A 25,235-nucleotide genomic window follows, 5' to 3' on the forward strand; every position below is an offset into this window, starting at 1 on the left:
GATGGGTTTGAGCCTTCGCGGTCCAGAGAGAGCGCCGCGCGGCCCGATCCTGTCCCCGCTCTCCCGAGGTTGTCACAATGAACATGATCTCGCCCGCTGTGGCGGTTCCCGCTGCCGCGCCGCTCCCGCTCGCCCAAACCGGTGCAGCCGGCGCTATCTTCGCGGCCGCCGACCTGCTGCTTCCCCGTTTCGAACGCGGCGAGTTCATCGACGCGCCAAAGCTGCGCGCGGCGATGGAAGCCGCATTCGGCGCCTCCGACGCCGCCGGCGCCTGGGACTGGAAGCAGGCCTACGATGCCTGCGAGGCGGCCACGGTCCTTTTCCTGCGCAAGTACGGAAAAGCGCTGTTCCGCAAAGCCGCGTCGCCGGCTCTCCGGCTATCCGCATTGTCGAAGATCGCCGGGCTGACGCCGACCCATACCCGCCGGTCCGAAGAGGCGCAGACCTTCCAGCAGTTCTCGACGCCGATCCCGCTTGGTCTTGTCGCGGCAACGGCCGCCGCCATCACGCCGGCCGACCGTGTGCTGGAGCCTTCGGCCGGCACCGGTCTGCTCGCCGTCCTGGCCGAGATCGTCGGCGCCTCGCTCATCCTCAACGAACTGGCCGAGACGCGCGCGGCACTTCTCTCCCGCCTCTTCCCGGCCGTCTCCGTCACCCGCTTCGACGCCGCCCAGATCGACGACCATCTCGATGCTGGCGCCGTGCCGAGCGTGGTGCTGATGAACCCACCCTTTTCGGTCATGGCCAATGTCGAGGGCCGCATGGCCGACGCGGCCTTGCGGCACATCGCCTCGGCGCTGGCGCGCGTTGCGCCCGGCGGGCGGCTGGTGACAATCACTGGTGCGAACTTCTCGCCCGACCATCCGGCCTGGACCGCCGCCTTCACTCGCCTGCAGGAACGTGGCCGCGTCGTCTTCTCCGCCGCCATCGGCGGCTCGGCCTACGCCAAGCATGGCACGACCTTTCCGACACGCCTCACCGTCATCGACAAGCTCCCGGCGGAAGATCCCACCGTCTTCGCGGATGCTCCCGGCATCGCTCCGGATGCGGCGACGCTCCTCGCGTGGATTGAGGAGCGCCTTCCCGCGCGGCCGCCGGTCGTGATGGCCGCCGTATCCAGCGCGGCATCGGCGGTCGCCGCGCCCCGCACCGTGCACGGCTATCTCACACGCTCGGCGAGAAGAACCACGCCACGCATGTCCATCGCCGAACCGGAAGCCATCGACCTCGCCTATGAGGCTGTCGACTGGCAGGCGGCCGAGGACGGCCAGATCAGCGACGCCATCTACGAGGCCTACGGGCTTCAGGCGATCCGCATTCCTGGCTCTCGGGCTCACCCCACCCAGCTCGTTCAATCGGCGGCCATGGCCTCGGTGGCGCCACCCAAGCCGAGCTACCAGCCGCGCCTGCCGAGGAACGTCCTTGACCTGCTCTCGGACGCGCAGCTCGAGACTGTCATCTATGCCGGCGAGGCTCACGCCGAGTATCTCGCCGGCGCCTGGACGCTCGACGATACCTTTGACGTGGTTAGCGTAGCGGCCGATGACACCGCGGGTGCCGTGCGCTTCCGGCAAGGCTTCATGATCGGCGACGGCACTGGGGTGGGCAAGGGCCGCGAGTCCGCGGCCGTAATCCTAGACAATTGGATGAAGAGCCATCGTAAGGCGGTCTGGATCTCCAAGTCCGACAAGCTCATCGAGGATGCGCAGCGCGACTGGTCCGCGCTCGGCATGGAGCGCTTGCTGGTCACCCCGCTCTCCCGCTTCCCGCAGGGCAGGCCGATCGTGCTGCCGGAAGGCATCCTATTCACCACCTATGCCACGCTGCGCTCCGACGATCGCGGTGAGAAGGTTTCGCGGGTCAAACAAATTGTCAAATGGTTGGGTCCGGATTTCGATGGGGTCATCATTTTCGACGAGGCGCACGCGATGCAAAACGCCGGTGGCGGCAAGAGCGAACGGGGCGATGCAGCCCCCTCGCAGCAGGGCCGTGCCGGCCTGAGGCTGCAACACGCGCTGCCGAATGCCCGCATCGTCTATGTCTCGGCGACTGGCGCCACCACCGTCCACAATCTCGCCTATGCCCAGCGGCTCGGCCTCTGGGGCGGCGAGCATTTTCCGTTCCCGACGCGGGCCGAATTCGTCGAGGCGATCGAGGCCGGCGGCGTCGCGGCGATGGAAGTGCTGGCGCGCGACCTCAGGGCGCTCGGTCTCTATACGGCGCGGTCTTTGTCATTCTCCGGCGTCGAATACGAACTGCTCGAGCATGAGCTGACGCCCGAACAGGTCCGCATCTATGACGCGTACGCTGGGGCCTTCGGCGTCATCCATAACAATCTCGATGCGGCGATGCAGGCGGCCAACGTCACCGGTAGCACCGGCACGCTCAATGCCCAGGCCAAGTCGGCCGCGCGCAGCGCCTTTGAAAGCGCCAAGCAGCGCTTCTTCGGTCATTTGTTGACCAGCATGAAGACACCGACCCTGATCCGCTCCATCACCCGCGATCTGGAGGAGGGCCATGCGGCCGTTGTCCAGATCGTCTCGACGGGCGAGGCGCTCATGGAACGGCGGCTGGCCGAACTGCCGACCGAGGAATGGAACGATGTTCGCGTCGACATCACGCCGCGCGAATACGTCCTCGACTACCTCGCCCATTCCTTCCCGGTGCAGCTCTATGAGCCCTTCACCGACTCCGAAGGCAATCTGTCGTCGCGCCCGGTCTACCGCGATGGCCAGCCCGTCGAGAGCCGGGAGGCGGTCGCCAGGCGCGACGAGCTGATCGCCAAACTCGCCAGCTTGACGCCTGTCCCCGGCGCGCTCGACCAGATCGTCCAGCATTTCGGCACGGACATCGTGGCCGAGGTCACCGGTCGCTCGCGCCGCATTGTCCGCAAGGGCGGGCGCCTTGTCGTTGAAAACCGTTCCGGGTCAGCCAACCTTGCCGAGACGCAGGCCTTCATGGATGACCAGAAGCGCGTTCTGGTTTTTTCGGACGCGGGCGGAACGGGGAGGAGCTACCACGCCGAACTCTCAGCCCGGAACACGCGGCTGCGTGTGCATTATCTGCTCGAGGCCGGCTGGAAGGCCGACACTGCCATTCAGGGCCTCGGCCGCACACATCGCACCAATCAGGCGCAGCCGCCACTCTTCCGGCCGATCTCGACCAATGTGAAGGCGGAAAAGCGCTTCCTTTCGACGATCGCCCGCCGCCTCGACACGTTGGGCGCGATCACCCGTGGCCAGCGCCAGACCGGTGGCCAAGGCCTGTTCCGGCCAGAGGACAATCTTGAAAGCCACTATGCCCGCGATGCGCTGCGGCAACTCTATCTGCTGATCGTACGCGGCAAGGTCGAGGGCTGCACACTCGAGCGTTTCGAGGCGGCGACGGGTCTCAAGCTAATGGATGCCAATGGCATCAAGGACGAATTGCCGCCGATCACCACCTTCCTCAATCGCCTGCTCGCACTGACCATCGAGTTGCAGGGCGTGCTGTTCGGTGCCTTCGAGCAACTGCAGGCGGCGCGCATCGAGGGCGCGATCGCGTCAGGCACCTACGATGCCGGGCTGGAGACGCTGCAGGCCGAAAACTTCGTCGTCACCGATCGGCAGGTGATCTACACCCATCCGCGCACCGGCACCGAAAGCCGCCTGCTCACGATCACCGAACGCAAGCGCAATCGGCCCGTCACGCTCAATGCGGCGCTCGATCATCTCCGCGATCCGCGTGCCTTACTGCTCATCAACAAGCAATCGGGCCGCGCCGCGGTACAGATCCCGACCCCCAGCGTCATGCTCGACGATGGCGAGGTCGAGCGCCGTGTCCGTCTGATCCGGCCGATGGAAAGCCAGAACATGCCGCTCAAGGCCATGGGCGAAACACGCTGGGTCGAGGCCGACCGCGAGGCGTTCACAACTGCCTGGACCGCCGAAATCGCCGGGGTGCCGGAGTTTTCGGACTCGGTCTTACACATGGTCACCGGCCTGCTGCTTCCAATCTGGAAGCGCCTGCCCAACGAGTCGACCCGCGTTTATCGACTTCAGACCGACGAGGGCGAGCGCCTCATCGGCCGCCGCGTCTCGCTGGCATGGGCCGCCAACGCCTCTGCGACGAACGTGGTTGCGCTGTCGCCGGAACAGGCGTTTGCGGCTCTGATGGACGGGCGGACAATCCTCGATCTCGCCGAGGATCTCCAGCTTCGCCGCAGCCGCGTCATGGGCGCATGGCGCATCGAATTGTCCGGCTTCACCGACACGATGCGCGAGCGCCTCACCGCCTACGGTCTCTTCCACGAGATCATTTCGTGGAAGCTCAGGATGTTCGTGCCGATCGACGCCAACGGGCTCGCCGTGCTGGAGCGCGTGCTCGACCGCTTCCCAATCGAGCGGGTCGGTGAGCGGGAGGCTGCATGATTCCGCGTCAAGCTGCATCCAACCTCGCACACCGCCTCGGCGAACATGCCGAGGCGGTGTGCCGCCACTACCTCTCCAATGGCCGTCGCCAAGGCAACTATTGGACCGTCGGCGACGTCCGCAATGCGCCGGGCCGCTCGATGTTCGTGCGTCTGCGGCCATCCCCGAAGGGACCGCCAGGCAAATGGACCGACGCCGCTACCGGTGAGCATGGCGACCTGCTCGATGTCATCCGCGAATCCCTCGGACTGATCAACTTCCGCGACGTCGCCGACGAGGCGCGCGTGTTTCTCGCGATGCCAGATGCCATGCCACCCCGACCGGCCGAGCCGATCACGCAGGTCCCCGTTGGATCTCCAGAAGCGGCTCGCCGACTGGTCGCCATGTCGAAGCCCATTATAGGCACCCTCGTGGAAACCTATTTGCGTGGACGCGGCATCACGACTTTGTCCGGCACCGGATCGCTGCGGTTCCATCCGCGCTGCTACTACCGGCACGACGATCAAGGACCGACCGAGACCTTGCCGGCAATGATCGCCGCTGTCACCGACCTCGATGGACATCTGACCGGCGCGCACCGCACCTGGCTCGCACCGGACGGCACCGGCAAGGCACCCGTCGGCACGCCGCGTCGGGCAATGGGTGACCTTCTGGGTCACGCCGTCCGCTTCGGCGCACCCGGCAGCGTCATGGCGGCAGGCGAAGGCATCGAGACGACGCTGTCGCTCAGATGCGCCTTGCCCGACATGGCGATGGCTGCGGCACTCTCGGCAGCCCATCTTGCCGCCATCCTGTTCCCTCCGAACCTGCGGCGGCTCTATGTCATTCGCGACAACGATCCGGCCGGTGACGGTGCCCGAGACAGCCTGCTCGAGCGTGCGACGGACGCCGGAATCGAGGCAATCGTGCTGTCGCCGGCGATGCAAGACTTCAACGAAGACCTCCGCCATTTCGGACTTGCCGCCTTCCAGGCCTCGATAGCGGACCAGCTCATGCGCAAAGATCGCACCCGCTATCTGACACAGGCGGCATGAGCCGTGAGGGGAAGCGCCCAGCGCACTGTGCCGGCAGCGCCGCATGGATGCGTGGCCCGCCGGCAGAGAACCGCGACCCGCCTTCAAGAGGGCGATCGGGCCCACAAACTGGCCGGCCAGGCAATGGCGGCCGCCGACTATTTTCCGGCGGCGCGCGACTGCTCGCGAATGGCAGCGATTGGGCGCGACGCCTTTCCATCGCGAGGCAAAATAGTCGGCCGCCGCCATCCTCCGCTGCGCTCCGGCCCTCCGCTTCGCTGCGGGTGTCGGACCCTCCCGCCCGTGGACTCTCGTCGCCATGAAGGCCGCGAGGGTCGCGGTCAAACCGACGGGAGCAGCCCCATGAGCGAGCACGACGACACCGAACCGCACCACGCCGCTTCTCCAACCGATCACATCCTGACCGAACTCCAGCTCTATGGCTGGCGCCCATTTGCGGATGAGCCAGATCCGCGACCGCTCCCTGCTGGCGACCACGTGGCCGGAGCCGTGGCCGACATCTTTGACGCCCTCATCGCTACCCTGGCCGACACGCGCCTCGAACCCGACCTCGATGACCTGCTCTGGTCCGTCACCAATGTCTTCCACCGAGCTGTTCAACGTATCGAGCGGCAACTGGACGACAACGAGCAGGCCCAGCGCCGCCTGCAGCGCGAACAGGACGGCAGCGAGATCAAGGCGGTTGAACTCGAGAACCTCACCGCCCAGGGCCAGACCATGATCGAACGGCGCGACGCCTTCGAGCTCATGCGTGACCAGGCCGCCGACCACTACGATCAGTACACCGGCTCGGCCTGGCGACCGCGCACGGGGTCGATGATCAACCACCTCCATCTCACCGCCGCAATGATCGATAGCCGCGACTTCCTCGCGGCCAGGCGGCGCGCGGAAACCGAGGTCATGTTACCCGCCGGCGCCAAGATCGCCTTCTCCGGCGGCGATACCACCGATCACGAGCTTATCTGGGCAAAGCTCGACCAAATCCGCGCCAAGCACCCCGACATGGTGCTGATGCACGGCGGATCACCGAAAGGCGCCGAAAAGATCGCCGCCCGCTGGGCCGATCATCGCAAGGTTCCGCAGGTCGCCTTCAAGCCCGACTGGAGCAAACATGCCAAGGCCGCTCCCTTTAAGCGCAACGACCAGATGTTGGCGGTCATGCCGATCGGCGTCATAATCTTTCCGGGCACCGGAATTCAGGAGAACCTCGCGGACAAGGCCCGCAAGGTCGGCATCCCGGTCTATCGGCTCGGAAACGGCGGCGCGTAAGCGCCGTCGGAACCTACCCCCCTATAAATAGCAGGGGAGGCACGGCATTCTTCAAGCCGTGTCGTTCGAATCCTTTCCCGAAAGCTTCACGCCGGACATCGCGCTCGCCGACACCTTCTTGCGCAATGCCGCCGCCCACCTCGATGGCGCCGACCGGGCGGCGGATCTAGGCAGGCACAATGCGGCCCTTCACGCCATCGCCATCGCCATCGAATTGCTCCTGAAGTCGCATCTTCTCAGAGTCGTGACCGACGATCCCTGGAACCGCCGCCATATCGGGCACGATCTCGGCAAGGCGGCTCTTTACGCCGAGAGAGCTGGATTGGGCCTGCCACCGCAATTGCACAGCGTCATCGCCAAGCTCCATCCTCATTTTCAGCGTGGCGGCTTCCAACGGGACCCATCGCGATCATGGCCGTCCGGGTTCTCGCTCGACGCCCGCCACATCGCGCGGCAACTCGCTCACACTCTCATGGAACATCAGCGTCGCGCCAACGACTCCCGCCCGCTCCTGACTTGAAGATGACCACACCCCGCGACCATTGCGCTGATCCTTGGTCCGACCGACGGCCTGAAGCCATCAACCCGCAAGGGGTCGGACTACGCGAAGCGTGCCGCCGCTCCGGCTTCGCCTTCGCGGTGATTGCGGCCATCGGCCGGACGCATCGGGCGCCTGTAAGCGGGGGATGGTCCTCCGCTTCAAACAGGAGCCGGGTCGATGTCCTTCGCCGACGCACATGCCTTCGCCTTCAGCCTCGCCGCCACCCTCATGGTCGCCATCGTCATCTTTCGTGCCGGCGACGGCACTCTCTCGGTCGTGCCGGCAAACGAGTATGACGGCGACGACACCGCCATCATCAGCGAAATCGACCCGTTCGCCCCATGACGGGGCGGACATCGCGCCTGGCGATGCAAGAACACCGGCGGGTTTCGCCCGCGCTTCTCTTTTGCTATGCTGTGCACTGCGCCAGGTGGTGGTGGAAGGCGCAATCGCCAGAGCTATTCTCTCGGAGACACCACCATGATCATCCTCGGCATGTCCGTTTGTATCGCGGCCATCGGCATCCTGTGCTGGTTGCTCTTCACGCTTGCTATCTTCGCCCTTCCGTTGTTCGTCGGGGTCAGCGCAGGCACGTAGGCATTCAACACCGGTGCTGGCTGGCTTGGCGCGATCCTCGTCGGTAGCCTCGCAGCCGGGTTGACGCTCGGTGTCGGCCAAATTCTCCTTGGCGTCGTTCGCCCCATGTGGGCGAAGCTGGCGATCACGCTGGTCTTCATCGCGCCTGCGATCGTTGCCGGCTACCATGCCTCCCATGGCATCGCGAAGCACATGATGCCTTCGGAAACCTGGCAGATCGTCTTTTCCGTCATTGGCGCGACCGCTGTCGGCGTCACGGCCTATCTCCGGGTCGGGGGCATGACAGCCGCCGACCAATCCGGCAGGGACGTGGTTCGAGCCTAGACCCGCGCGGGCGAGCCGGGTGGACCAGACCGACGAAGGGCTGGCCACCTCATCATCGGTGGTTGGAGCAATCGGGCTACATGCCAAGGATCGAGCGACGGCCACGTGCCGGCGCGGCCCCGTCTGTGGACTTGGACCTTCTTCGGTCGATGCACATGGCAGGCCGACCAGTCGGTGGCAGGACGGCAGCGCGGCCGGTGGCTGCGGCGTTGGGGTGCGCGGGATCTTGCCTGGAATGTGTGGACGATCCCAGTGAAACTCGTAGCGATCTGCTGGCGGCGAGTTGGGCGCCAACATCTCCGTTGCCAATCCGTCCCCAGACCGCTCCAAACGGCCTCTTCAATGGGCTGATCTGGCCGAAGGACGGCTGAAGCCTCGACCGCTTAGGCCGCAACGGCGCGTCTCGACTTTCTTCCCCTGCCGGCTCCCACCCCATGCCGCAAGCGCATGGGGACCCCGAGCGCCGCCATTCCTCGCGAGCCAAGAAAGTCGTTCCTGCGCCGTCCTCCGCGTTGCTCCGGTCGCAAGCGATGCGTCGTCGGTCGCCTGCGGCCAAGTGATCGCCATCGAGGCCGCATGGTGCGGGCTCGGAACAGAAAACGGAGACTTACAATGGCTACCATCGGCACCTTCAAGAAGTCCGCCTCCAACGAATTCACCGGTGAAATCGTCACCCTCAGCGTACTGGCCAAGAACGTGCGCATCGTCCCAGACACACGCGCCACTGGCGAGAATGCTCCCAGCCACCGGGTGCTGGTCGGCCGCGCCGAGATCGGCGCCGCCTGGTCGAAGACCTCCAACGAGGGCCGTGACTATCTGGGTCTTAAGCTCGACGATCCGAGCTTCAACGCCCCGATCTACGCCAACCTCTTCGACGACGAGGAAGGTGAGGGCTTTTCGCTCATCTGGTCCCGCCCGAACGCGCGGCGGGGCGATTGAGGACCCGCGCAGGCCCCGGCCGGAAGGCCGGGGCCTTCTTCCGCGGAAGTGCGGCTCGGTTCACTCAAGCCGAGAGCGATGCCGAAACCGCATCGCCCGATGCTAATCACCTATCCTCCGTCGGCGCTGTTGTTTCTATAAAATGCAGGCTTTCACTCTGTGAAGACGGGGCAAGCGATGATCGAGCCGTTTGACGAAACCGCGCCGACCAGTGACGAACTCACCGAATACGATCGGGAACACGTCAAGCTCTATATGCGCCTGCTTGACGCCGCCGACGACGGTGCGGACTGGCGCGAGGTGGTCGAAATCCTCTTCGGCATTGATCTGACGAAGGAGCCACAACGCGCCCGGCGCATCCACGACAGCCATCTGGCGCGAGCGCGCTGGATGGCGCGTGCAGGCTACCGTCATCTCTTGCGTCGACCCGGCAACTAGCTCCATAGCGCCTGTGGTTCGCGTGTGATGCCGAAGTGGCATCACCCGATGCCCGGCAAGGGTCTTCCGCCAATCGCTGCAACCCGGAATCGTTTGGAGGCGGGGTCTACGCGTTGTTTGCGAGGAGCTCTTGGATGAGGCCGGATACGTCGCATTGGCGAGACAATGCCAGCTATGAATATTTCGATACATTACCCATCGAAGGGCTCGCCTGGGAGTGTCTGCGGCGTCACGAACCCTATCAACTGCACTACCAAGCGCTCCTGACCACAAGATCCGAAAAAGCACCCTTCCACCCTGAGGCACAGCGGCAATGGGGGTTGCGATTTCCCGGCCACGCCGGATTTGTCCGCGTTGGCGCAAGACGTTTTCTGGTCGCCTGACGTCGATCCAGCTGTGGTTTCACTCGTGCCGGCGCCGGAATTCCTGTCGTCCTTGCGATCGGCGCCATTGACCGGCATGGGTGTAAGCCGCGACAGCGTGGAAGGACGCCACACTGTCCATAGTGCGGGTGTCGCCACTCAACTTCTGCTTCTGCCCGGTAGTGATCCGCACGGCTCTTTGGCGGCGTTGATCCCCTTGGACGCAGAAACGTTGGGACGGATCGAAGCACTCACCCGTTTCTGGCGTTCCTTGCAGGGGCGCCCCACACCTTCGGACACGAGGATGACCCTGCAGCAGCGCCGCCGCTTTCGACTGATGATACAGGCCGCTGATGGCCACTCGAATGGCGCGAGCTACCGCGACATTGCGATCGCGCTTTACGGGTTTAAGCGCGTCGCCGCCGATCCTTGGAAAACCTCCGCGCTGCGCGATGCGGTGATCGGTCTCGTCGAAGGCGCCACCGCCATGATCGGCGGCGGCTATTTGCAAATACTGCGTCATCGCCGTCGATCCTAGCGGGTCTGGCCGCGCAAAAGGGGTGGAGTTTTAGCCCCCCTCAACTTCCCCATCCCTGACGAAGCTTACTCTCCGCCACCATGGTCTGCGTCCACCGCTGAACGCCAGCGGCTGCCCAAAACCCCACGGAGGTTCGACCCATGCGACCCGATATCGCCGTTTTGCCGCCGCGCTTCCTGCGCACCAAGGAAGCCGCGGATTTCCTCAGCCTGTCCGCCCGCACGCTCGAAAAGCACCGTACCTATGGTACCGGTCCTGGCTATCGAAAGCTCGGCGGCCGCGTCGTCTATGCCGTCGACGATCTTCAGGCCTGGGCCGAACGCGGCGCCGTCACCTCTACATCCGATCCGCGTGGGTCGGTCCTGCCGGCCAAGCGTCACACGCCGACGCCGCCGTCGCATGACGGACGATACGCACGCTGACCGCGCGCGGATTTCCAAATGGCGGCGCGAAACCAATCCCTTTCGGAGCGCGGGCAGCTCGACCTGTTCAGGGCGCTGCCTGGCGACTTCGCCCCACGAGATGCGCAGGATCTCATGGCCTATCCGTTCTTCTCCCTCTCCAAGAGCCATCGCATCGCGCCAATCAACTTCACGGCCGGCAACGTCACGATCCGGGTCGAAGCCGTACCCGATCATGGCATGGCGACCATCTGGGACGCCGACATCCTGATCTGGGCCGCGAGCCAGATCGTAGAGGCGCGCGACGCCGGCCTTCGCACCTCGCGCCTGATGGCCGCCACGCCCTATGAGATTCTGACCTTCGTCGGCCGCGGCAAGAGCCTGCGCGACTATCTGCGCCTGAAGGCGGGGCTTGACCGGCTGCAGTCGACCACCGTCTCGACGACGATTCGTCAGCCCGCCGAAGGCCGGCGTCACCGCTTCTCATGGATCAATGAGTGGCAGGAGTGCATCGACCGCCATGACAAACCCGCGGGGATCGAGTTGATCGTCCCCGACTGGTTCTACCAGGCAGTCCTCGATGACGCGCTCGTGCTGACGATCGATCGCGCCTATTTCGACCTGACCGGCGGGCTGGAGCGCTGGCTCTATCGGCTGGTGCGCAAGCATGGCGGACGCCAGCCCGACGGCTGGCGCTTCGATTTCCGTCACCTTCACCAGAAATCCGGCAGCCTGTCGCCCCACAAGCGCTTTGCCTTCGAACTGCGCGACATCATCCGCCGCCAGCCGCTGCCCGGCTACACGCTCTTCCTCGAAGTGGAGATGGGCGGCCGGACTCTGCTCGCCTTCGAGCGGATCGCCTCCTGTGGAAAGCCTGGGGACGGCATCGTGCCATCGGGAACCGGAGCTATCGTGCCATCGGGAACCGCGGGCTCGTGCTATCAGGAACCCAAACGGGGGCTAACCCTTGGAAAGCAAAGCCGAAATCGCGCCCTTAACTTAGACTCTAACCCCGACTCTAACTCTGAAGAGCGCGCGCGCGATGTGCAGAGGCTCGTCCGGCGAGCCAGCCACGCGCTCAGCGTAACCACCAACAACACCCCCAACACGTCGACGGTTTCTGGCGGTCGCAACACGGCAACCAGCGTCTCTGAAGCCCCGAATCCGCCTCTTGATCCGCGCTCGAAAGCCACCCGATGATCGCCGCACTCCGCAATCAAAAGAGCCGTGTCGGCAAGGCAACTTTGACGCTGCTTGTCGCCGGTGAATTGACCTGCAAGGGAAATCAGTTCGCGACCTTCGTCGTGCGCCCGACCACCGACATGACGACTCAGGAGCGCGCACGCATCGCCGCTTTTGAGCACGACGTCCTCGTCGCCAACACGCTGCCCGCGAGGCTCGCGCGCGCATTTCCCACCGCATCAGGAGAACCGAAATGACTGGCACCGCGGCTCCCCGCATGCGCGACGCGGTCCCGGCCATGCACCACGCTCGCGACGAACTCGTTCATGTCGAACTGACCTGGGTCGAGAAGAGGATCGAGAACTGGATACGGTTCGGCACGCACGCCCACAAACACATTGTTGATCGTCGCCGGCGCATCCTGTCCTATCGTCCCGGCGCGGTCTTCGCCTTCGTGCGGTGGGCCGCGAACGACTTCGGAACGATCATCTCACGCATCGATATCGTGCGTGCGGTATCACGTGGCGAAGCCTATCAGACACTGCCCTTCGTGCGGCCTGGCGGCGACATCCTTCTGAAGGTCGAGAGCTGGCCCAAGGCCGAACGCGTGCTGCAGGCGATCGACGCCATCCAGCGCCTCGACATCGAGCCTGAGTTGGTGTCGCCCGATCATTGGCGGCACATCCACAACCGGATAACCGCAGGCCACGAGCCGCGCAGCTACACACTCGACCAACATCGCGCCTTCCTGCTGCGCAAGAGGACCGAGCCGTGACGCGCGCCGGGATCATCCTCGCCAGCGTTGTCGCAACCATGGGCGTCGGCTATCCCGGCCTCACTTCGATGCCCACGAAGCTCATCTGGAATGCGTCAGCCAGCGCACCGATCGGCTTCTATACGATCGACTTTCAAGGACCGTTCGAGGTCACCGATCTTGTCGCCGTCGGCGCCCCCGAGCCACTCGCGGCGTTCCTCGCCGATCGCGGCTATCTGCCGAGGGGCGTGCCACTCTTGAAGCGCATCCTTGGCGTTTCCGGGCAGCGTGTCTGTCGCTCGAACCTCACCATCACGGTCGATAGCATTAAGGCTGGCATGGCGTTGAAGCGTGATCGGGCCGGCCGTGACCTGCCGGCCTGGCAGGGCTGCCGCCGCATCTCGCCCGGCGAAGTCTTCCTGATGAACCGGCAGGTCCGCGACAGCCTCGACGGACGTTACTTCGGCCTCCTTTCCACCAGCCAGATCATCGGTCGCGCCGTCCCGCTGTGGACAGACGAGGACGGCAACGGCCGCTTCGAATGGCGCGCGCCAAAGCGGTGAGCGCGCGACCGGCGGCGCGCGTCGTGCCGCCAGCCTTCATCACCGCACAACTGAAAACAGGAGTCAGACATGCAACAGATCGGGGAATTCACGCGCCAGAAGACTGGCTATAGCGGGCGCATCCACACGCTCAGTCTCAACCTGGATATCGCCATTGTGGCGGCAGAGGCGAGCGAAACGGAGAATGCGCCTGACTACCGCGTTCACGCCGGAAGCGAGGACGGCCCCGAGATCGGCGCCGGCTGGAAACGCTCCAGCGAAAAGGCCGGAGACTATGTCTCGATCCAGCTCGACGACCCGACCTTCGCGCAGCCGATACGCGCGAACCTCTTTCGCAATGGCGACGACAATACGTCCTGGTCGCTGCACTGGGCGCGACCGCGCGACCGCAGCGAGAAGGATTGAACGATGCGCGCTCGCCCTCCGTCGACGAGCCATCGCAATGCGCCCGGGCCGCTTCGCGCTGCCCGGCGCATGGCTCTGCTCCTCCTTTGCGGCCTATCCGTCGCGACCGCCATTCCGGCGGCGACAGTGGCGCAGGACTTGGCCGTCGCGCAATCGTCGCAACGCAACCCGTTCGGCGCGCATATCGCAGACGCCTCGCAGCGCTTCGGCGTTCCGACCGCGTTGATACGCGCCGTCATGCGCAAGGAGAGTGCGGGCGACGCGCGCGCCGTGTCCAGCGCAGGCGCCCGCGGCTTGATGCAGATCATGCCCGGCACATGGGATGATCTGCGTGCCCGCTGGTCGCTCGGCCACGATCCGTTCGATGCCCGGGACAACATCCTGGCCGGAACGGCGTACCTGCGCGAACTGCACGATCGCTTCGGCTCACCGGGGTTTCTGGCCGCCTACAACGCGGGACCTGCGCGCTACCAAGCCTACCTCACCGGGCGTCCGTTACCGGCCGAGACCCGCGCCTATGTCGCAGCACTTGCCCCGTTTGTCGGAGGCGGTGCGAACAGCCGCCCTTTCGCCATAACCTCTGCCGAGGCCATTCCCTGGAAGCACGGCTCGCTCTTCGTCGGTCAGCCGGATCGCAACCAAGCTGTCGCTCTCGTGCCGGCCGAGCGAGCGTCAAATGACGCGAGCTCTGCACCCACCGTGCGCGATGTCTCCGCCATCGCGCCGCTGTCCGAAGGCCTCTTCGTGGCGCGAGCGGGCGAAGGGATCCAGCCATGAGCGCACATGGGCGTCTTCGCGCAACCGCGAGCCCCAGCGCACCGTGGCGTGGATGGAGGCGGAAGGTGGGCAGAACAACCGGAAGATGGCGAGATAAAAGGCCGCGAGGTGCGGCGTCGATCGGTTGTGTTGTTTCAATAGGTTATGCAGCATTTCCGCGAGGTGCGAAGGTTTCGCGCACCTCGGCGGAACACCGATTTACCTGTGGTTTCCGTGTCTTGACACGATGTGCGGATCTTCGTCATGAACGGTGAGGATGGTTTCCGAATCCGGCCCGGCCGCATCCGCTCATCGGGCGCCCAGCGCGGCAGGCCCTTCATCGCGCAGGCGCTTGCCGCCGCCCAGAAGGCCGGCGCTCGTATCTCTCGCACCGGCCGGATCAGTTCGGGCAATCGCTCGACCTTTGGGCGTGGCCGCACGGCGAGCGTGCGCGCCAATCGTCTCCTCACCGGCCGCTCGCGAGCCGTGATCATCAAGACGCGGCTGGTGCGTCATCACGCGCGCGCAGCGCCGCTTGCCGCCCATCTCACCTATCTGCGCCGCGAGGGCGTCACCCGTGACGGGGAGAAGGCAAGGCTGTTCGGGCCGGAAGGCGGGGAGGTGGATGGCGGTGCTTTCGCCACGCGGTGTGGCGATGATCGGCACCACTTCCGATTCATCGTCTCGCCCGAAGATGCCGTCGACATGGCGGACCTCAAGTCCTTCGCCCGCGATCTGATGGGCGAGATGGAAAAGGACCTCGGCACAAAACTGGATTGGGCTGGCGTCGATCACTGGAACACCGATAACCCGCACCTTCACATCATCCTGCGCGGCCAGACTGATGACGGGCAGGATCTTGTGATCTCCCGCGACTACATCAAGGAGGGGATGCGCGCCCGCGCCGCCGACCTCGTTACCCAGGAGCTCGGCCCGCGCACCGATCTCGACATCCGCCGCAATCTGCAGCGCCAGGTCGAGGCCGAACGTTGGACCCAGCTTGATCGGCAACTTGTTCGCGATGGCCGCGACACAGGCGTTGTCGACCTTGCCTCCGCTGCGAACGCTCAGCCCGATGCGTATCACGTGCTGAAGGTCGGGCGGGTGCGCAAGCTCGAAACCCTTGGCCTTGCCGAACAGGTCGGCCCGGGCCAATGGATGATCGACGACAAGGCCGAGGCGACGCTGCGCGAGCTTGGCGAACGCGGCGACATCATCAAGCGGATGCACCGCGCCCTGACAGAACAGGGCATCGAGCGCGGCGCGGCGACCTATGTGTTGGCGGCAGAGCGCCTCGACACGCCGATCGTCGGCCGGCTGGTCGATCGCGGCCTCGATGATGAACTGAAGGGCAGTGCGTATGCCGTGGTCGATGGTACCGACGGCCGCACACATCACATCAAGCTGTCCGACCTCGACGCCGCCGGCGACAGCGCTCCAGGTTCCATCGTCGAGCTGCGCAGGTTCCATGACGCGCAGGGACATGGACGCGCAGCACTCGCTGTCCGTTCCGATCTCAACATTGAGCAGCAGGTTACCGCCGCAGGCGCAACCTGGCTTGACCGCCAGAATATCGCCCACGAACCGATTGCATCCGAAGGCAGCTTCGGCGCCGAGGTGCGGCAGGCGATGCAGCGCCGTGCTGACCACCTCGTCCAACAGGGCCTCGGCGAGCGGCATGGCCAACGCACAACCTTCACCCGCAACCTGATAGACACGCTGCGTCGCCGCGAGTTGGAGGCGCTCGGTGAAAAGCTCTCGGCCGAAACCGGCCAGCCGTTCAACCGCGTTCGCAGTGGTGAGTTTGTGGCCGGTTCCTACCGGCAACGTTTCACGCTCGCCTCCGGCCGCTTCGCCATGATCGATGACGGCCTCGGTTTCCAACTGGTGCCTTGGACGCCGTCCCTGGAAAAACATGTTGGCCGCCACGTCTCTGGCGTCGCTCGCGATGACGGCGGCATCGACTGGAGTTTTGGCCGCAAGCGAGGCCTCGGCCTCTAACCTCATGTTGAAGAAAGGACCGCTTCTATGTCCGCCACCAAAATTCTCTGGGGCCAGATCCTCGCCGTCTTGATGATCGTACTGTTCACGACCTGGGGCGCGACGGAGTGGGTGGCCTGGCGCCTGGCATTCCAGCCCGAGCTCGGCAGGCCATGGTTCCGTGTCCTGGGCTTTCCGTTTTACCTTCCGCCGTCATTCTTCTGGTGGTGGTATGGCTTCGATGCCTACGCGCCGTCGATCTTCGTAGAGGGAGCCTTTATCGCGGCTTTCGGCGGTTTCGCCTGCGTCGCCGTCGCCATCGGCATGTCGGTCTGGCGGGCTCGAGAGGCCAAGAAGGTCGAGACCTACGGCTCCGCCCGCTGGGCCGACAAGCAGGAGGTCAAGGCAACGGGCCTTCTCGGCCCCGATGGTGTGGTGCTTGGGCGATATGACAGCGCCTATCTGCGCCACGATGGGCCGGAGCATGTGCTGTGCTTCGCGCCCACACGTTCGGGCAAGGGTGTCGGCCTCGTCGTCCCGTCGCTGCTGACCTGGCCGAGCTCCGCCGTCGTTCACGACATCAAGGGCGAAAACTGGCAACTTACCGCGGGCTACCGCGCCAGGCATGGCCGGGTCCTGCTGTTTGATCCGACCAATCCGAAATCCTCATCCTACAACCCGCTGCTCGAGGTGCGCCGCGGCGAATGGGAAGTCCGCGACGTTCAAAACATCGCTGACATCCTGGTCGATCCCGAAGGCTCACTTGAGCGGCGAAACCATTGGGAGAAAACCAGCCACGCCCTTCTGGTCGGCGCAATCTTGCACGTCCTCTACGCCGAGAAGGACAAGACGCTTGCCGGCGTTGCCGGTTTCCTCTCCGATCCGAAGCGTCCGATCGAATCGACGCTGTCCGCGATGATGAAAACCGCGCATCTGGGGGAGGCCGGTCCGCACCCGGTCGTCGCCAGCGCCGCGCGAGAGCTGTTGAACAAATCCGACAACGAGCGCTCCGGCGTCCTGTCTACCGCCATGTCGTTTCTTGGCCTCTATCGCGATCCTGTCGTGGCAGAGGTGACCCGCCGCTGTGACTGGCGCATCAGCGACCTCGTCGACGACAAGCATCCGACGACACTCTACCTCGTCGTACCGCCGTCCGACATCAACCGGACCAAGCCGCTCATTCGCCTGATCCTCAATCAGATCGGTCGCCGCCTGACCGAAGATCTGCAGGTGAGGGCGCAAGGGCACCGGCTGCTCCTGATGCTCGACGAGTTCCCGGCGCTTGGCCGTCTCGACTTCTTCGAGTCGGCGCTTGCCTTCATGGCCGGCTACGGCCTGAAAAGCTTCCTGATCGCTCAATCCCTCAATCAGATCGAGAGGGCGTACGGCGCGAACAACTCGATCCTGGACAACTGCCATGTCCGGGTAAGCTTTGCCACCAATGACGAGCGCACCGCCAAGCGCGTGTCCGACGCGCTGGGAACAGCGACCGAGATGAGGGCCATGAGGAACTATGCCGGCCACCGGCTTTCGCCGTGGCTCGGTCATCTCATGGTTTCCCGCTCGGAGACTGCTCGCCCTCTGCTCACGCCTGGTGAAGTGATGCAACTGCCGTCAACCGACGAGATTGTCATGGTCTCGGGTGCGCCGCCGATCCGCGCCAAAAAGGCGCGCTATCATGAGGATGCTCGCTTCCAGGAGCGTATCTTGCCGCCTCCGGCGTTGGTGGCGGGGGAGGAGGGGAGACATGACGACTGGACCAGCCTGCCTCTGCCTTCCCGTCCGCAGATTGCCGAAGCCACGTCGGCGCCGTCGGCCACGGATGACGACACAACTGATTCCGAGCGTCGTCGGCAACCCGAGCTCAGTCGGGTCGAGCTGGTCGTGACACCTTCGACCGAGAACGAATTCGAGATCGATCACCTCGACGACGTCGAGGACGATGTTGCCCGCAACCGTCGACTGACGCGCCTCATGCAGGGCATTGCGCGGCAGGCGTCGCTCGACCCCGGCGACGGCGTGGATATGTGAGGCTCCCATGGTAAAGCCACCCCGCAAACAACGCCTGTCCGTCTATCTCGATCCGAAGGTCATGAGCAGGCTGGCCGAACATGCGGCGCGAAGAGATTTTTCACGCTCGCTCGTCGCCGAGGCGGCCATCGAGTCGTTCCTCTCACCCGATGCCGCCGAGCGACAGGAGGCGGCGATTACCAAGCGGCTCGACCAGATCGATCGTCGTACGGCACGCCAGGAGCGCGATCTCGGAATTGCCGTGGAGACGCTCGCCGTTTTCGTCCGCTTCTGGCTGGCGACAACACCAGCGTTGCCCGAGCCCGCGGCGCAGGCCGCCCATGCCAAGGCTGGCGAGCGCTATGATGCCTTCGTCACCGCGCTCGGCCGGCGCTTAGCAAAAGGTCCAAGGCTTCGGCAGGAGATCTCCGAGGATATCGATGGCGGCCTGGACACACAGCCCGGCAGGCCCGTGGGCTAAATGGGCGGGCGGACTGAGATTTTGCACGGATTTTTGGTTGAGAGTTATAGTCTGTATGCTATAAGGCAAGGGCGAATGAAAAACCAAAAACCCGTAGTTTGGATGGGGTCGTCGAAGGGCGACCTGCGCGAGTTTCCGGTCGATGTTCGCCGGTTGATGGGAGTCGCAATCAACGACGCCCAGAATGGCGAGGAGCACCCGGCTGTCAAAGCCCTGAAAGGGTTTGGGGGCCGCAGCATCCTCGAGGTGGTCGACGACTTCGACGGAGACACCTATCGGGCCGTCTATGCCGTGCGCTTTGCTGGGGTGATCTACGTGCTTCATTGCTTCCAGAAGAAGTCGAAGAAGGGCAGGGAGACACCCAGGCACGAAATCGATCTGGTGACAGTGCGATTGAAGGCGGCCGAGGCGCACTACCGCGAAAATTATGGGAAAGGAACAAAGTCATGACAGAAGACATCACCGCCGAAGTGAGCAGCGGCAACGTGTTTGCGGACCTCGGCTTTGACAATCCCGAAGAGGAATTGCTCAAGGCCAAGCTGGCCCGCGAGATCCGCGCCATTATCAAGCGCCGGCGCCTCACCCAGGCGAAGTCGGCCGAGCTGCTCGGGATGAAACAGCCGGACGTCTCCGCGATCGTCACCGGGCGAACGGGCAAATTCTCGATAGATCGCCTCGTGCGTTGCCTCGGTCGGCTCGACTACAAGGTGGATGTTGTGGTGCGCCATAAGCCTCGACGGTCTACTCGTGCTGAAGCCGCTTGATCAGACGGCTTTGCCGACGAGCTGACAATTGACGGCGAGCGCCGCTCTTGCCTGAAGATCGCCGGCCTTGATTACAGGTCGGCACCGTCAATCTCCTGTATTTGCACGCTACGCCACTACGACTCGATATAGGTGTTGAAACCACTCGAGATGTGGCTCTCTTAATCATCCCCGTCCAGGGGGCGCCCATGTCCCCCGGATCGAAACGGGGACAGGATGGCAGCTTCCCATCACAATTCAGAAGGTCTGGCGCGCGGCGCACGGATGCTGCGCACAGCGCTCGGACCCGCGATCGCGCGCTATCTCGACGACGCCGGCATCGTCGAAGTGATGCTCAACCCCGATGGGCGTTTGTGGATCGATCGCCTGTCCGAGGGGTTGTCCGACACAGGAGAGCGTTTGTCGGCGGCGGATGGCGAACGCATCGTTCGCCTCGTCGCTCATCATGTCGGTGCCGAGGTCCATGCCGGCGTCCCACGTGTCTCGGCCGAGTTGCCCGAGACGGGCGAGCGCTTCGAGGGGCTGCTTCCTCCTGTCGTCGCGGCGCCCGCCTTCGCGATCCGCAAGCCCGCCGTCGCCATCTTCACCCTCGAAGATTATGTCGCGACCGGAATCATGTCGGCGCAGCAGGCGGACGCGCTGCGCCAGGGCGTTGCCCACCGGGCGAACATCCTCGTTGCGGGTGGCACCTCCACGGGCAAGACCACGCTGATCAACGCGCTGCTCGCTGAAGTGGCCAAGACCGCCGATCGCGTCGTGATCATCGAGGATACGCGCGAACTGCAATGCGCCGCGCCCAATCTCGTGGCAATGCGCACGAAAGACGGCGTCGCGTCTCTATCTGATCTTGTTCGCTCATCGCTGCGCCTGCGCCCCGACCGCATTCCGGTCGGCGAGGTGCGCGGGGCCGAGGCGCTCGAACTGCTCAAGGCCTGGGGCACCGGCCACCCCGGCGGCCTCGGCACGATCCACGCCGGCAGCGCCATCGGCGCGCTGCGTCGGATGGAGCAACTCATCCAGGAAGCCGTCGTCACCGTCCCGCGCGCGCTGATCGCCGAAACGATCGACCTGGTTGCCGTCCTTTCCGGCCGCGGCTCCGCGCGCCGGCTGTCCGAACTCGCCCGTGTCGATGGCTTGCGTCCAGACGGTGATTACCAAGTCGCGCCAGCCGTCCTCGAGGGCGACGACAGCCCGACCTTGCTCATCCAAAGCCCTGAAGGAGAGAATCCGTGATCCAACGCCTGCGCTTCGCGCGCCATCGTCTTGCCATGACCGTTTCGGTTGCCACGCTCTTCCTGGTGATGGCCGCGCCCGCCCATGCCTCCGGCTCGTCCATGCCGTGGGAACAGCCGCTGCAACAGATCCTCCAGTCGATCGAGGGCCCGGTCGCCAAGATCATGGCGGTGATCATCATCATCGTCACCGGCCTGACGCTCGCCTTCGGCGACACGTCTGGCGGCTTCCGCCGGCTCATCCAGATCGTGTTCGGCCTATCCATCGCTTTCGCGGCGTCGAGCTTCTTCCTGTCGTTCTTCTCGTTCGGCGGCGGGGCGCTGGTCTGATGGCGGGCGCTTTCGAACCGGGCGGCCCAATGCCGGATTATGCAGTGCCGGGCTATACGGTCCTCGTGCACCGCGCGCTGACCGAGCCGATCCTGCTCGGCGGCGCCCCGCGCGCCATTGCCATCATGAACGGGACGCTCGCCGGAGCCGTGGGGCTGGGGCTGCGTCTGTGGCTCGTCGGCATCGCGATCTGGGCGATCGGCCATGTAGCCGCTGTCTGGGCCGCCAAGCGCGATCCGCTCTTCGTCGACGTCGTTCGCCGGCATCTGCGCATCCCGACACATCTCACGGTCTGAGAGAGGTCGCGCCGATGATGAACCTTGCCGAATATCGTAACCGTAGCAGCCGGCTCGCCGACTTCCTGCCCTGGGTGGCATTGGTCGGCGCCGGCATCGTCCTCAACAAGGACGGCAGCTTCCAGCGCACCGCGCGCTTTCGCGGACCCGATCTCGACAGCGCCGTGCCGGCCGAACTGGTCGCCGTCGCCGGCCGGCTCAACAATGCCTTCCGCCGTCTCGGCTCCGGCTGGGCGATCTTCGTGGAGGCGCAGCGCCATGCCTCGACCCGCTATCCCGACAGCCGCTTTCCAGATGCGGCCTCCACGCTGGTCGATGCGGAGCGCAAGGCGGGCTTTGAGGAGGCCGGCGCGCATTTCGAGTCCAGCTACTTCCTGACGCTCACCTATCTTGCGCCCGCCGAAGACACCGCCCGCGCGGAAAGCTGGCTTTACGAAGGACGCGAGCGGAAGGGCCTGGACCCCAATGCGGTGCTGACCGGCTTCGCTGACCGCAGCGACCGCGTCCTGCGCCTTGTCGAAGCCTTCATGCCGGAGTGCCAGTGGCTCGATGACGCCGAGACGCTGACCTATCTGCATGGCTGCGTCTCGACCAATCGCCACCGTGTCCGCGTTCCCGAAACGCCGATGTATCTCGATGCCATGCTGGCCGACCAGCCGCTGACAGGCGGGCTTGAGCCGCGGCTTGGCGCGTCGAATCTTCGCATTCTCACGCTCACGGGTTTCCCGACCGCGACCACGCCGGGTCTGCTCGACGAACTGAACCGGCTGGCCTTCCCGTATCGCTGGTCGACACGCGCGATCCTCCTCGACAAGACCGATGCGACCAGGCTGCTGACAAAGATCCGGCGTCAGTGGTTCGCCAAGCGCAAATCGGTTGCCGCGATCCTCAAGGAGGTGATGACCAACGAGGGGTCCGTCCTCGTGGACACCGACGCCGCAAACAAGGCCGCCGATGCCGACATGGCGCTGCAAGAACTCGGCGCCGACTATGCTGGCATGGCCTATGTCACCGCGACGGTGACGGTTTGGGACGATGATCCCGGCATCGCCGACGAGAAACTGCGCCGGGTCGAAAAGGTCATCCAGGGCCGTGATTTCACGGCGATTATCGAAACCATCAACGCCGTCGACGCCTGGCTCGGCAGCCTGCCGGGTCACGTTTACGCCAACGTCCGTCAACCTCCCATCTCCACCCTCAATCTCGCCCACATCATCCCGCTTTCCGCGGTGTGGGCGGGCGAGGTGCGGGACGAGCATTTTGCAGCGCCCCCTCTGCTCTTCGGCAAGACCGAAGGCTCGACCCCGTTCCGGCTTTCGCTTCACGTCGGCGACGTCGGCCATACGCTGATCGTCGGCCCGACCGGCGCGGGCAAGTCCGTGCTTTTGGCTCTGATGGCACTGCAGTTCCGCCGCTACGCGGGGTCACAGGTGTTCGCCTTCGATTTCGGCGGCTCGATCCGCGCCGCCGCACTCGCCATGGGCGGCGACTGGCACGATCTCGGCGGCGATCTCAGCGATGGGGCGATCGACAGCGTCAGCCTTCAGCCGTTCGCTCGCATTCATGATGTCCCCGAGCGCGCCTGGGCCGCCGACTGGATCGTGTCGATCCTGACGCGCGAGGGTGTGACGATCACGCCTGAGGTCAAGGAGCATATCTGGACGGCGTTGAGCTCGCTGGCGTCCGCGCCCGTCGAGGAGCGCACGATCACCGGTCTGGTCGTGCTGCTGCAATCAAATGATCTCAAGCAGGCACTGCGCCCCTATTGCGTCGGGGGTCCCTACGGCCGGTTGCTCGATGCCGAGCGCGAGCATCTCGGATCGGCGTCGGTCCAGGCATTCGAAACCGAAGGGCTGATCGGAACGGGTGCTGCGCCCGCCGTCCTGTCCTATCTTTTCCACCGCATCGAGGACAGGCTCGATGGCTCGCCAACCCTTCTCATCATCGACGAAGGCTGGCTTGCCCTGGACGATGACGGCTTTGCCGGCCAGCTCCGCGAATGGCTGAAGACGCTGCGCAAGAAGAACGCCAGCGTCATCTTCGCCACGCAGTCGCTCAGCGACATCGATGGTTCGGCGATCGCGCCCGCGATCATCGAGAGCTGCCAGACCCGGCTTCTGCTGCCGAACGAGCGCGCCATCGAGCCGCAGATCACGGCGATCTATCGTCGCTTCGGCCTCAACGACCGGCAGATCGAGATCATCGCCCGGGCGATGCCGAAGCGCGACTATTACTGCCAGTCCCGCCGCGGCAACCGGCTGTTCGAGCTCGGTCTGGCGGATGTGGCGCTCGCGCTTTGCGCCGTATCCGCGAAGACCGACCAGGCCGCGATCGCCCGCATCGCCGCCGAGCATGGCCGCGATGGGTTCCTCGCTGCCTGGCTCAACCACCGCGGCGTCGGCTGGGCCGCTGAACTCGTTCCCGCCCTAACCAGCCCCGCCCTCACCAACAAGGAGAAGTCCCCATGAAACTGCGCCGTTCACTTGCCCTGCGGTTCGCTGCCGCCCTACTTTCCGCACCCGCCGCCTTTTCGCCCATCCTGGCGACGCCGGCACACGCCTTGATCGTTTTCGATCCCTCGAACTATTCGCAAAACGTCCTGACGGCAGCGCGCTCGCTCGAGCAGATCACCAACCAGATCACCTCGCTTCAGAACGAAGCGCAGATGCTCATCAACCAGGCCCGCAATCTCGCGAGCCTGCCGTTCTCCTCTCTGAAACAACTCCAGCAGTCCGTGCAGCGTACGCAGCAACTGCTGGGCCAGGCGCAGAACGTTGCCTATGATGTCCAGCAGATCGATCAGGTCTTCCAGCAGAAATACGGCACCGTCTCTCTGTCGGCTTCGGATCAGCAACTCGTCGCCGACGCGCGTTCGCGCTGGGGCAACACGGTCGGTGGCCTTCAGGATGCCATGCGTGTGCAGGCGGGCGTCGTCGGCAACATTGACACCAATCGCAACGAGATGTCGGCGCTGGTCGGCCAGAGCCAAGGTGCGACCGGCGCGCTTCAGGCTACGCAGGCCGGCAATCAGCTCCTCGCGCTTCAGGCCCAGCAACTCGCCGATCTCACCGCGGTCGTCGCCGCGAACGGCCGGGCGCAGGCGTTGCAATCGGCCGAGCAGGCCACCGCTGCCGATCAGGGCCGCGAGCAGCGCCGCCGCTTCCTGACGCAGGGCTTGGGCTACCAGCCCGGCAGTGCGCAGATGTTCTATGGCAGGAACTGAGGCCCTCGCGATGGACGGCAAGATCCTCGCTCGCATCGGCGCAGTCGTCTTCATCGCAGTCGCTTTGACAGTGACCGCAATCGAGATGGACAGCAAGGACGATGAGCCTGACGCCCTGGCGACGCGAGACCGTTCCGTCGCGTCACAAGACCGGCTCGCGTCCGAATTGCGCCGCTGTTCCGGGATCGGCGAGGCCGGTCCTCGCGATCCCGGCTGCCTGAAAGCGTGGGCAGACAGCCGGCGCCGGTTTCTCGGTCAACGCGGCTCGGCAACCGCGCCTGCTCCGGCAGCGCCGACAACGCTGTTTCCGAATGTGCCGGCGTCAGCCGACCGGAAAGAAGGGGAGCGGACGGATGTGACCGCTCCGGCGATGCAGGTCGAGCCGCCTCGGCCGGAGGCGCGCTGAC

28 protein-coding genes are annotated in these 25,235 nt (G+C 64.9%); all 28 read left to right on the forward strand.

Going from position 1 to position 25,235, the window contains the following annotated elements:
• The first annotated feature begins 77 nt into the window (after positions 1-77).
• The 28 genes from NKJ15_RS10245 to trbK-alt all read left to right on the forward strand — a co-directional run bounded on the left by NKJ15_RS10245 (position 78) and on the right by trbK-alt (position 25,234).
• Positions 78-4,409 (forward strand): strawberry notch-like NTP hydrolase domain-containing protein, encoded by a 4,332-nt coding sequence (locus tag NKJ15_RS10245; protein WP_352815078.1) that lies wholly within the window; start codon positions 78-80, stop codon positions 4,407-4,409.
• Positions 4,406-5,443, forward strand: a complete 1,038-nt coding sequence (locus NKJ15_RS10250) for a DUF7146 domain-containing protein (protein WP_031213831.1) — start codon at positions 4,406-4,408, stop codon at positions 5,441-5,443. Before NKJ15_RS10245 ends, NKJ15_RS10250 begins: the two co-directional genes overlap by 4 nt.
• Positions 5,444-5,785: 342 nt before the next feature.
• A complete protein-coding gene (locus NKJ15_RS10255; RefSeq protein ID WP_023703898.1) occupies positions 5,786-6,712 on the forward strand; it encodes a DUF2493 domain-containing protein in 927 nt (308 codons plus the stop codon).
• A gap of 58 nt (positions 6,713-6,770) precedes the next feature.
• Positions 6,771-7,232, forward strand: coding sequence for a hypothetical protein (locus NKJ15_RS10260; RefSeq protein ID WP_352538295.1), 462 nt, complete (start codon positions 6,771-6,773; stop codon positions 7,230-7,232).
• A 198-nt stretch (positions 7,233-7,430) separates the two neighbouring features.
• On the forward strand, positions 7,431-7,598 hold the full coding sequence (locus NKJ15_RS10265) for a hypothetical protein (RefSeq protein WP_352504281.1): 168 nt from the start codon (positions 7,431-7,433) through the stop codon (positions 7,596-7,598).
• A 357-nt stretch (positions 7,599-7,955) separates the two neighbouring features.
• A complete protein-coding gene (locus NKJ15_RS32945) occupies positions 7,956-8,174 on the forward strand; it encodes a hypothetical protein (RefSeq protein WP_502906887.1) in 219 nt (72 codons plus the stop codon).
• Positions 8,175-8,786: 612 nt separating this feature from the next.
• Positions 8,787-9,113, forward strand: coding sequence for a DUF736 domain-containing protein (locus tag NKJ15_RS10275; RefSeq protein WP_023703893.1), 327 nt, complete (start codon positions 8,787-8,789; stop codon positions 9,111-9,113).
• Between the two features lie 177 nt (positions 9,114-9,290).
• Entirely contained in the window at positions 9,291-9,551 is a 261-nt protein-coding gene (locus NKJ15_RS10280) for a DNA -binding domain-containing protein (RefSeq protein WP_023715497.1), read from the forward strand.
• Between the two features lie 134 nt (positions 9,552-9,685).
• The gene (locus NKJ15_RS10285) at positions 9,686-9,934 is read left to right on the forward strand and encodes a transcriptional regulator domain-containing protein (protein WP_245275896.1); all 249 of its coding nucleotides are present in this window, start codon (positions 9,686-9,688) and stop codon (positions 9,932-9,934) included.
• Positions 9,906-10,451, forward strand: coding sequence for a DUF2285 domain-containing protein (locus tag NKJ15_RS10290; RefSeq protein ID WP_245275895.1), 546 nt, complete (start codon positions 9,906-9,908; stop codon positions 10,449-10,451). Before NKJ15_RS10285 ends, NKJ15_RS10290 begins: the two co-directional genes overlap by 29 nt.
• Before the next feature lie 140 nt (positions 10,452-10,591).
• Positions 10,592-10,873, forward strand: a complete 282-nt coding sequence (locus NKJ15_RS10295; protein WP_023703890.1) for a helix-turn-helix transcriptional regulator — start codon at positions 10,592-10,594, stop codon at positions 10,871-10,873.
• Between the two features lie 18 nt (positions 10,874-10,891).
• Positions 10,892-12,052: a replication initiator protein A gene (locus NKJ15_RS10300; RefSeq protein WP_352815081.1), complete on the forward strand. Its 1,161-nt coding sequence runs from the start codon at positions 10,892-10,894 to the stop codon at positions 12,050-12,052.
• Positions 12,049-12,291, forward strand: coding sequence for a hypothetical protein (locus NKJ15_RS10305; protein WP_023703889.1), 243 nt, complete (start codon positions 12,049-12,051; stop codon positions 12,289-12,291). The genes NKJ15_RS10300 and NKJ15_RS10305 overlap by 4 nt, the downstream gene beginning before the upstream one ends.
• Positions 12,288-12,809 carry a DUF2840 domain-containing protein gene (locus NKJ15_RS10310; RefSeq protein ID WP_352815083.1) on the forward strand — a complete coding sequence of 174 codons (522 nt, stop codon included), beginning with the start codon at positions 12,288-12,290 and terminating at the stop codon, positions 12,807-12,809. The genes NKJ15_RS10305 and NKJ15_RS10310 overlap by 4 nt, the downstream gene beginning before the upstream one ends.
• On the forward strand, positions 12,806-13,351 hold the full coding sequence (locus NKJ15_RS10315) for a S26 family signal peptidase (RefSeq protein WP_023703887.1): 546 nt from the start codon (positions 12,806-12,808) through the stop codon (positions 13,349-13,351). Before NKJ15_RS10310 ends, NKJ15_RS10315 begins: the two co-directional genes overlap by 4 nt.
• Positions 13,352-13,420: 69 nt before the next feature.
• Positions 13,421-13,756, forward strand: coding sequence for a DUF736 domain-containing protein (locus tag NKJ15_RS10320; protein ID WP_352815085.1), 336 nt, complete (start codon positions 13,421-13,423; stop codon positions 13,754-13,756).
• Between the two features lie 3 nt (positions 13,757-13,759).
• Positions 13,760-14,533, forward strand: a complete 774-nt coding sequence (locus tag NKJ15_RS10325; RefSeq protein ID WP_352815087.1) for a lytic transglycosylase domain-containing protein — start codon at positions 13,760-13,762, stop codon at positions 14,531-14,533.
• Positions 14,534-14,776: 243 nt separating this feature from the next.
• Positions 14,777-16,513, forward strand: coding sequence for a relaxase/mobilization nuclease domain-containing protein (locus tag NKJ15_RS10330; protein WP_352815089.1), 1,737 nt, complete (start codon positions 14,777-14,779; stop codon positions 16,511-16,513).
• Positions 16,514-16,540: 27 nt separating this feature from the next.
• Positions 16,541-18,523, forward strand: a complete 1,983-nt coding sequence (locus NKJ15_RS10335; RefSeq protein WP_352815090.1) for a conjugal transfer protein TraG — start codon at positions 16,541-16,543, stop codon at positions 18,521-18,523.
• Positions 18,524-18,530: 7 nt separating this feature from the next.
• Entirely contained in the window at positions 18,531-18,983 is a 453-nt protein-coding gene (locus tag NKJ15_RS10340; RefSeq protein WP_023707460.1) for a ribbon-helix-helix domain-containing protein, read from the forward strand.
• A gap of 102 nt (positions 18,984-19,085) precedes the next feature.
• Positions 19,086-19,433, forward strand: a complete 348-nt coding sequence (locus NKJ15_RS10345) for a type II toxin-antitoxin system RelE/ParE family toxin (protein ID WP_502906890.1) — start codon at positions 19,086-19,088, stop codon at positions 19,431-19,433.
• Complete coding sequence (locus NKJ15_RS10350; protein ID WP_023707458.1) at positions 19,430-19,747, forward strand: helix-turn-helix domain-containing protein; 318 nt, start codon at positions 19,430-19,432, stop codon at positions 19,745-19,747. The genes NKJ15_RS10345 and NKJ15_RS10350 overlap by 4 nt, the downstream gene beginning before the upstream one ends.
• A gap of 216 nt (positions 19,748-19,963) precedes the next feature.
• The gene (trbB, locus tag NKJ15_RS10355; RefSeq protein WP_352815094.1) at positions 19,964-20,980 is read left to right on the forward strand and encodes a P-type conjugative transfer ATPase TrbB; all 1,017 of its coding nucleotides are present in this window, start codon (positions 19,964-19,966) and stop codon (positions 20,978-20,980) included.
• A 35-nt stretch (positions 20,981-21,015) separates the two neighbouring features.
• Positions 21,016-21,309, forward strand: coding sequence for a TrbC/VirB2 family type IV secretion system protein (locus NKJ15_RS10360; RefSeq protein WP_352815276.1), 294 nt, complete (start codon positions 21,016-21,018; stop codon positions 21,307-21,309).
• Positions 21,309-21,605 carry a VirB3 family type IV secretion system protein gene (locus NKJ15_RS10365; RefSeq protein WP_502906888.1) on the forward strand — a complete coding sequence of 99 codons (297 nt, stop codon included), beginning with the start codon at positions 21,309-21,311 and terminating at the stop codon, positions 21,603-21,605. The genes NKJ15_RS10360 and NKJ15_RS10365 overlap by 1 nt, the downstream gene beginning before the upstream one ends.
• 14 nt (positions 21,606-21,619) lie before the next feature.
• Complete coding sequence (trbE, locus tag NKJ15_RS10370; protein ID WP_352815098.1) at positions 21,620-24,073, forward strand: conjugal transfer protein TrbE; 2,454 nt, start codon at positions 21,620-21,622, stop codon at positions 24,071-24,073.
• Entirely contained in the window at positions 24,070-24,828 is a 759-nt protein-coding gene (trbJ, locus tag NKJ15_RS10375; RefSeq protein WP_352815100.1) for a P-type conjugative transfer protein TrbJ, read from the forward strand. Before trbE ends, trbJ begins: the two co-directional genes overlap by 4 nt.
• Positions 24,815-25,234 (forward strand): putative entry exclusion protein TrbK-alt, encoded by a 420-nt coding sequence (gene trbK-alt / locus NKJ15_RS10380; RefSeq protein WP_352815102.1) that lies wholly within the window; start codon positions 24,815-24,817, stop codon positions 25,232-25,234. Before trbJ ends, trbK-alt begins: the two co-directional genes overlap by 14 nt.
• Position 25,235: the final 1 nt, after the last annotated feature.

This window comes from Mesorhizobium sp. M0207, assembly GCF_040321995.1.
Classification (GTDB): Bacteria; Pseudomonadota; Alphaproteobacteria; order Rhizobiales; family Rhizobiaceae; genus Mesorhizobium.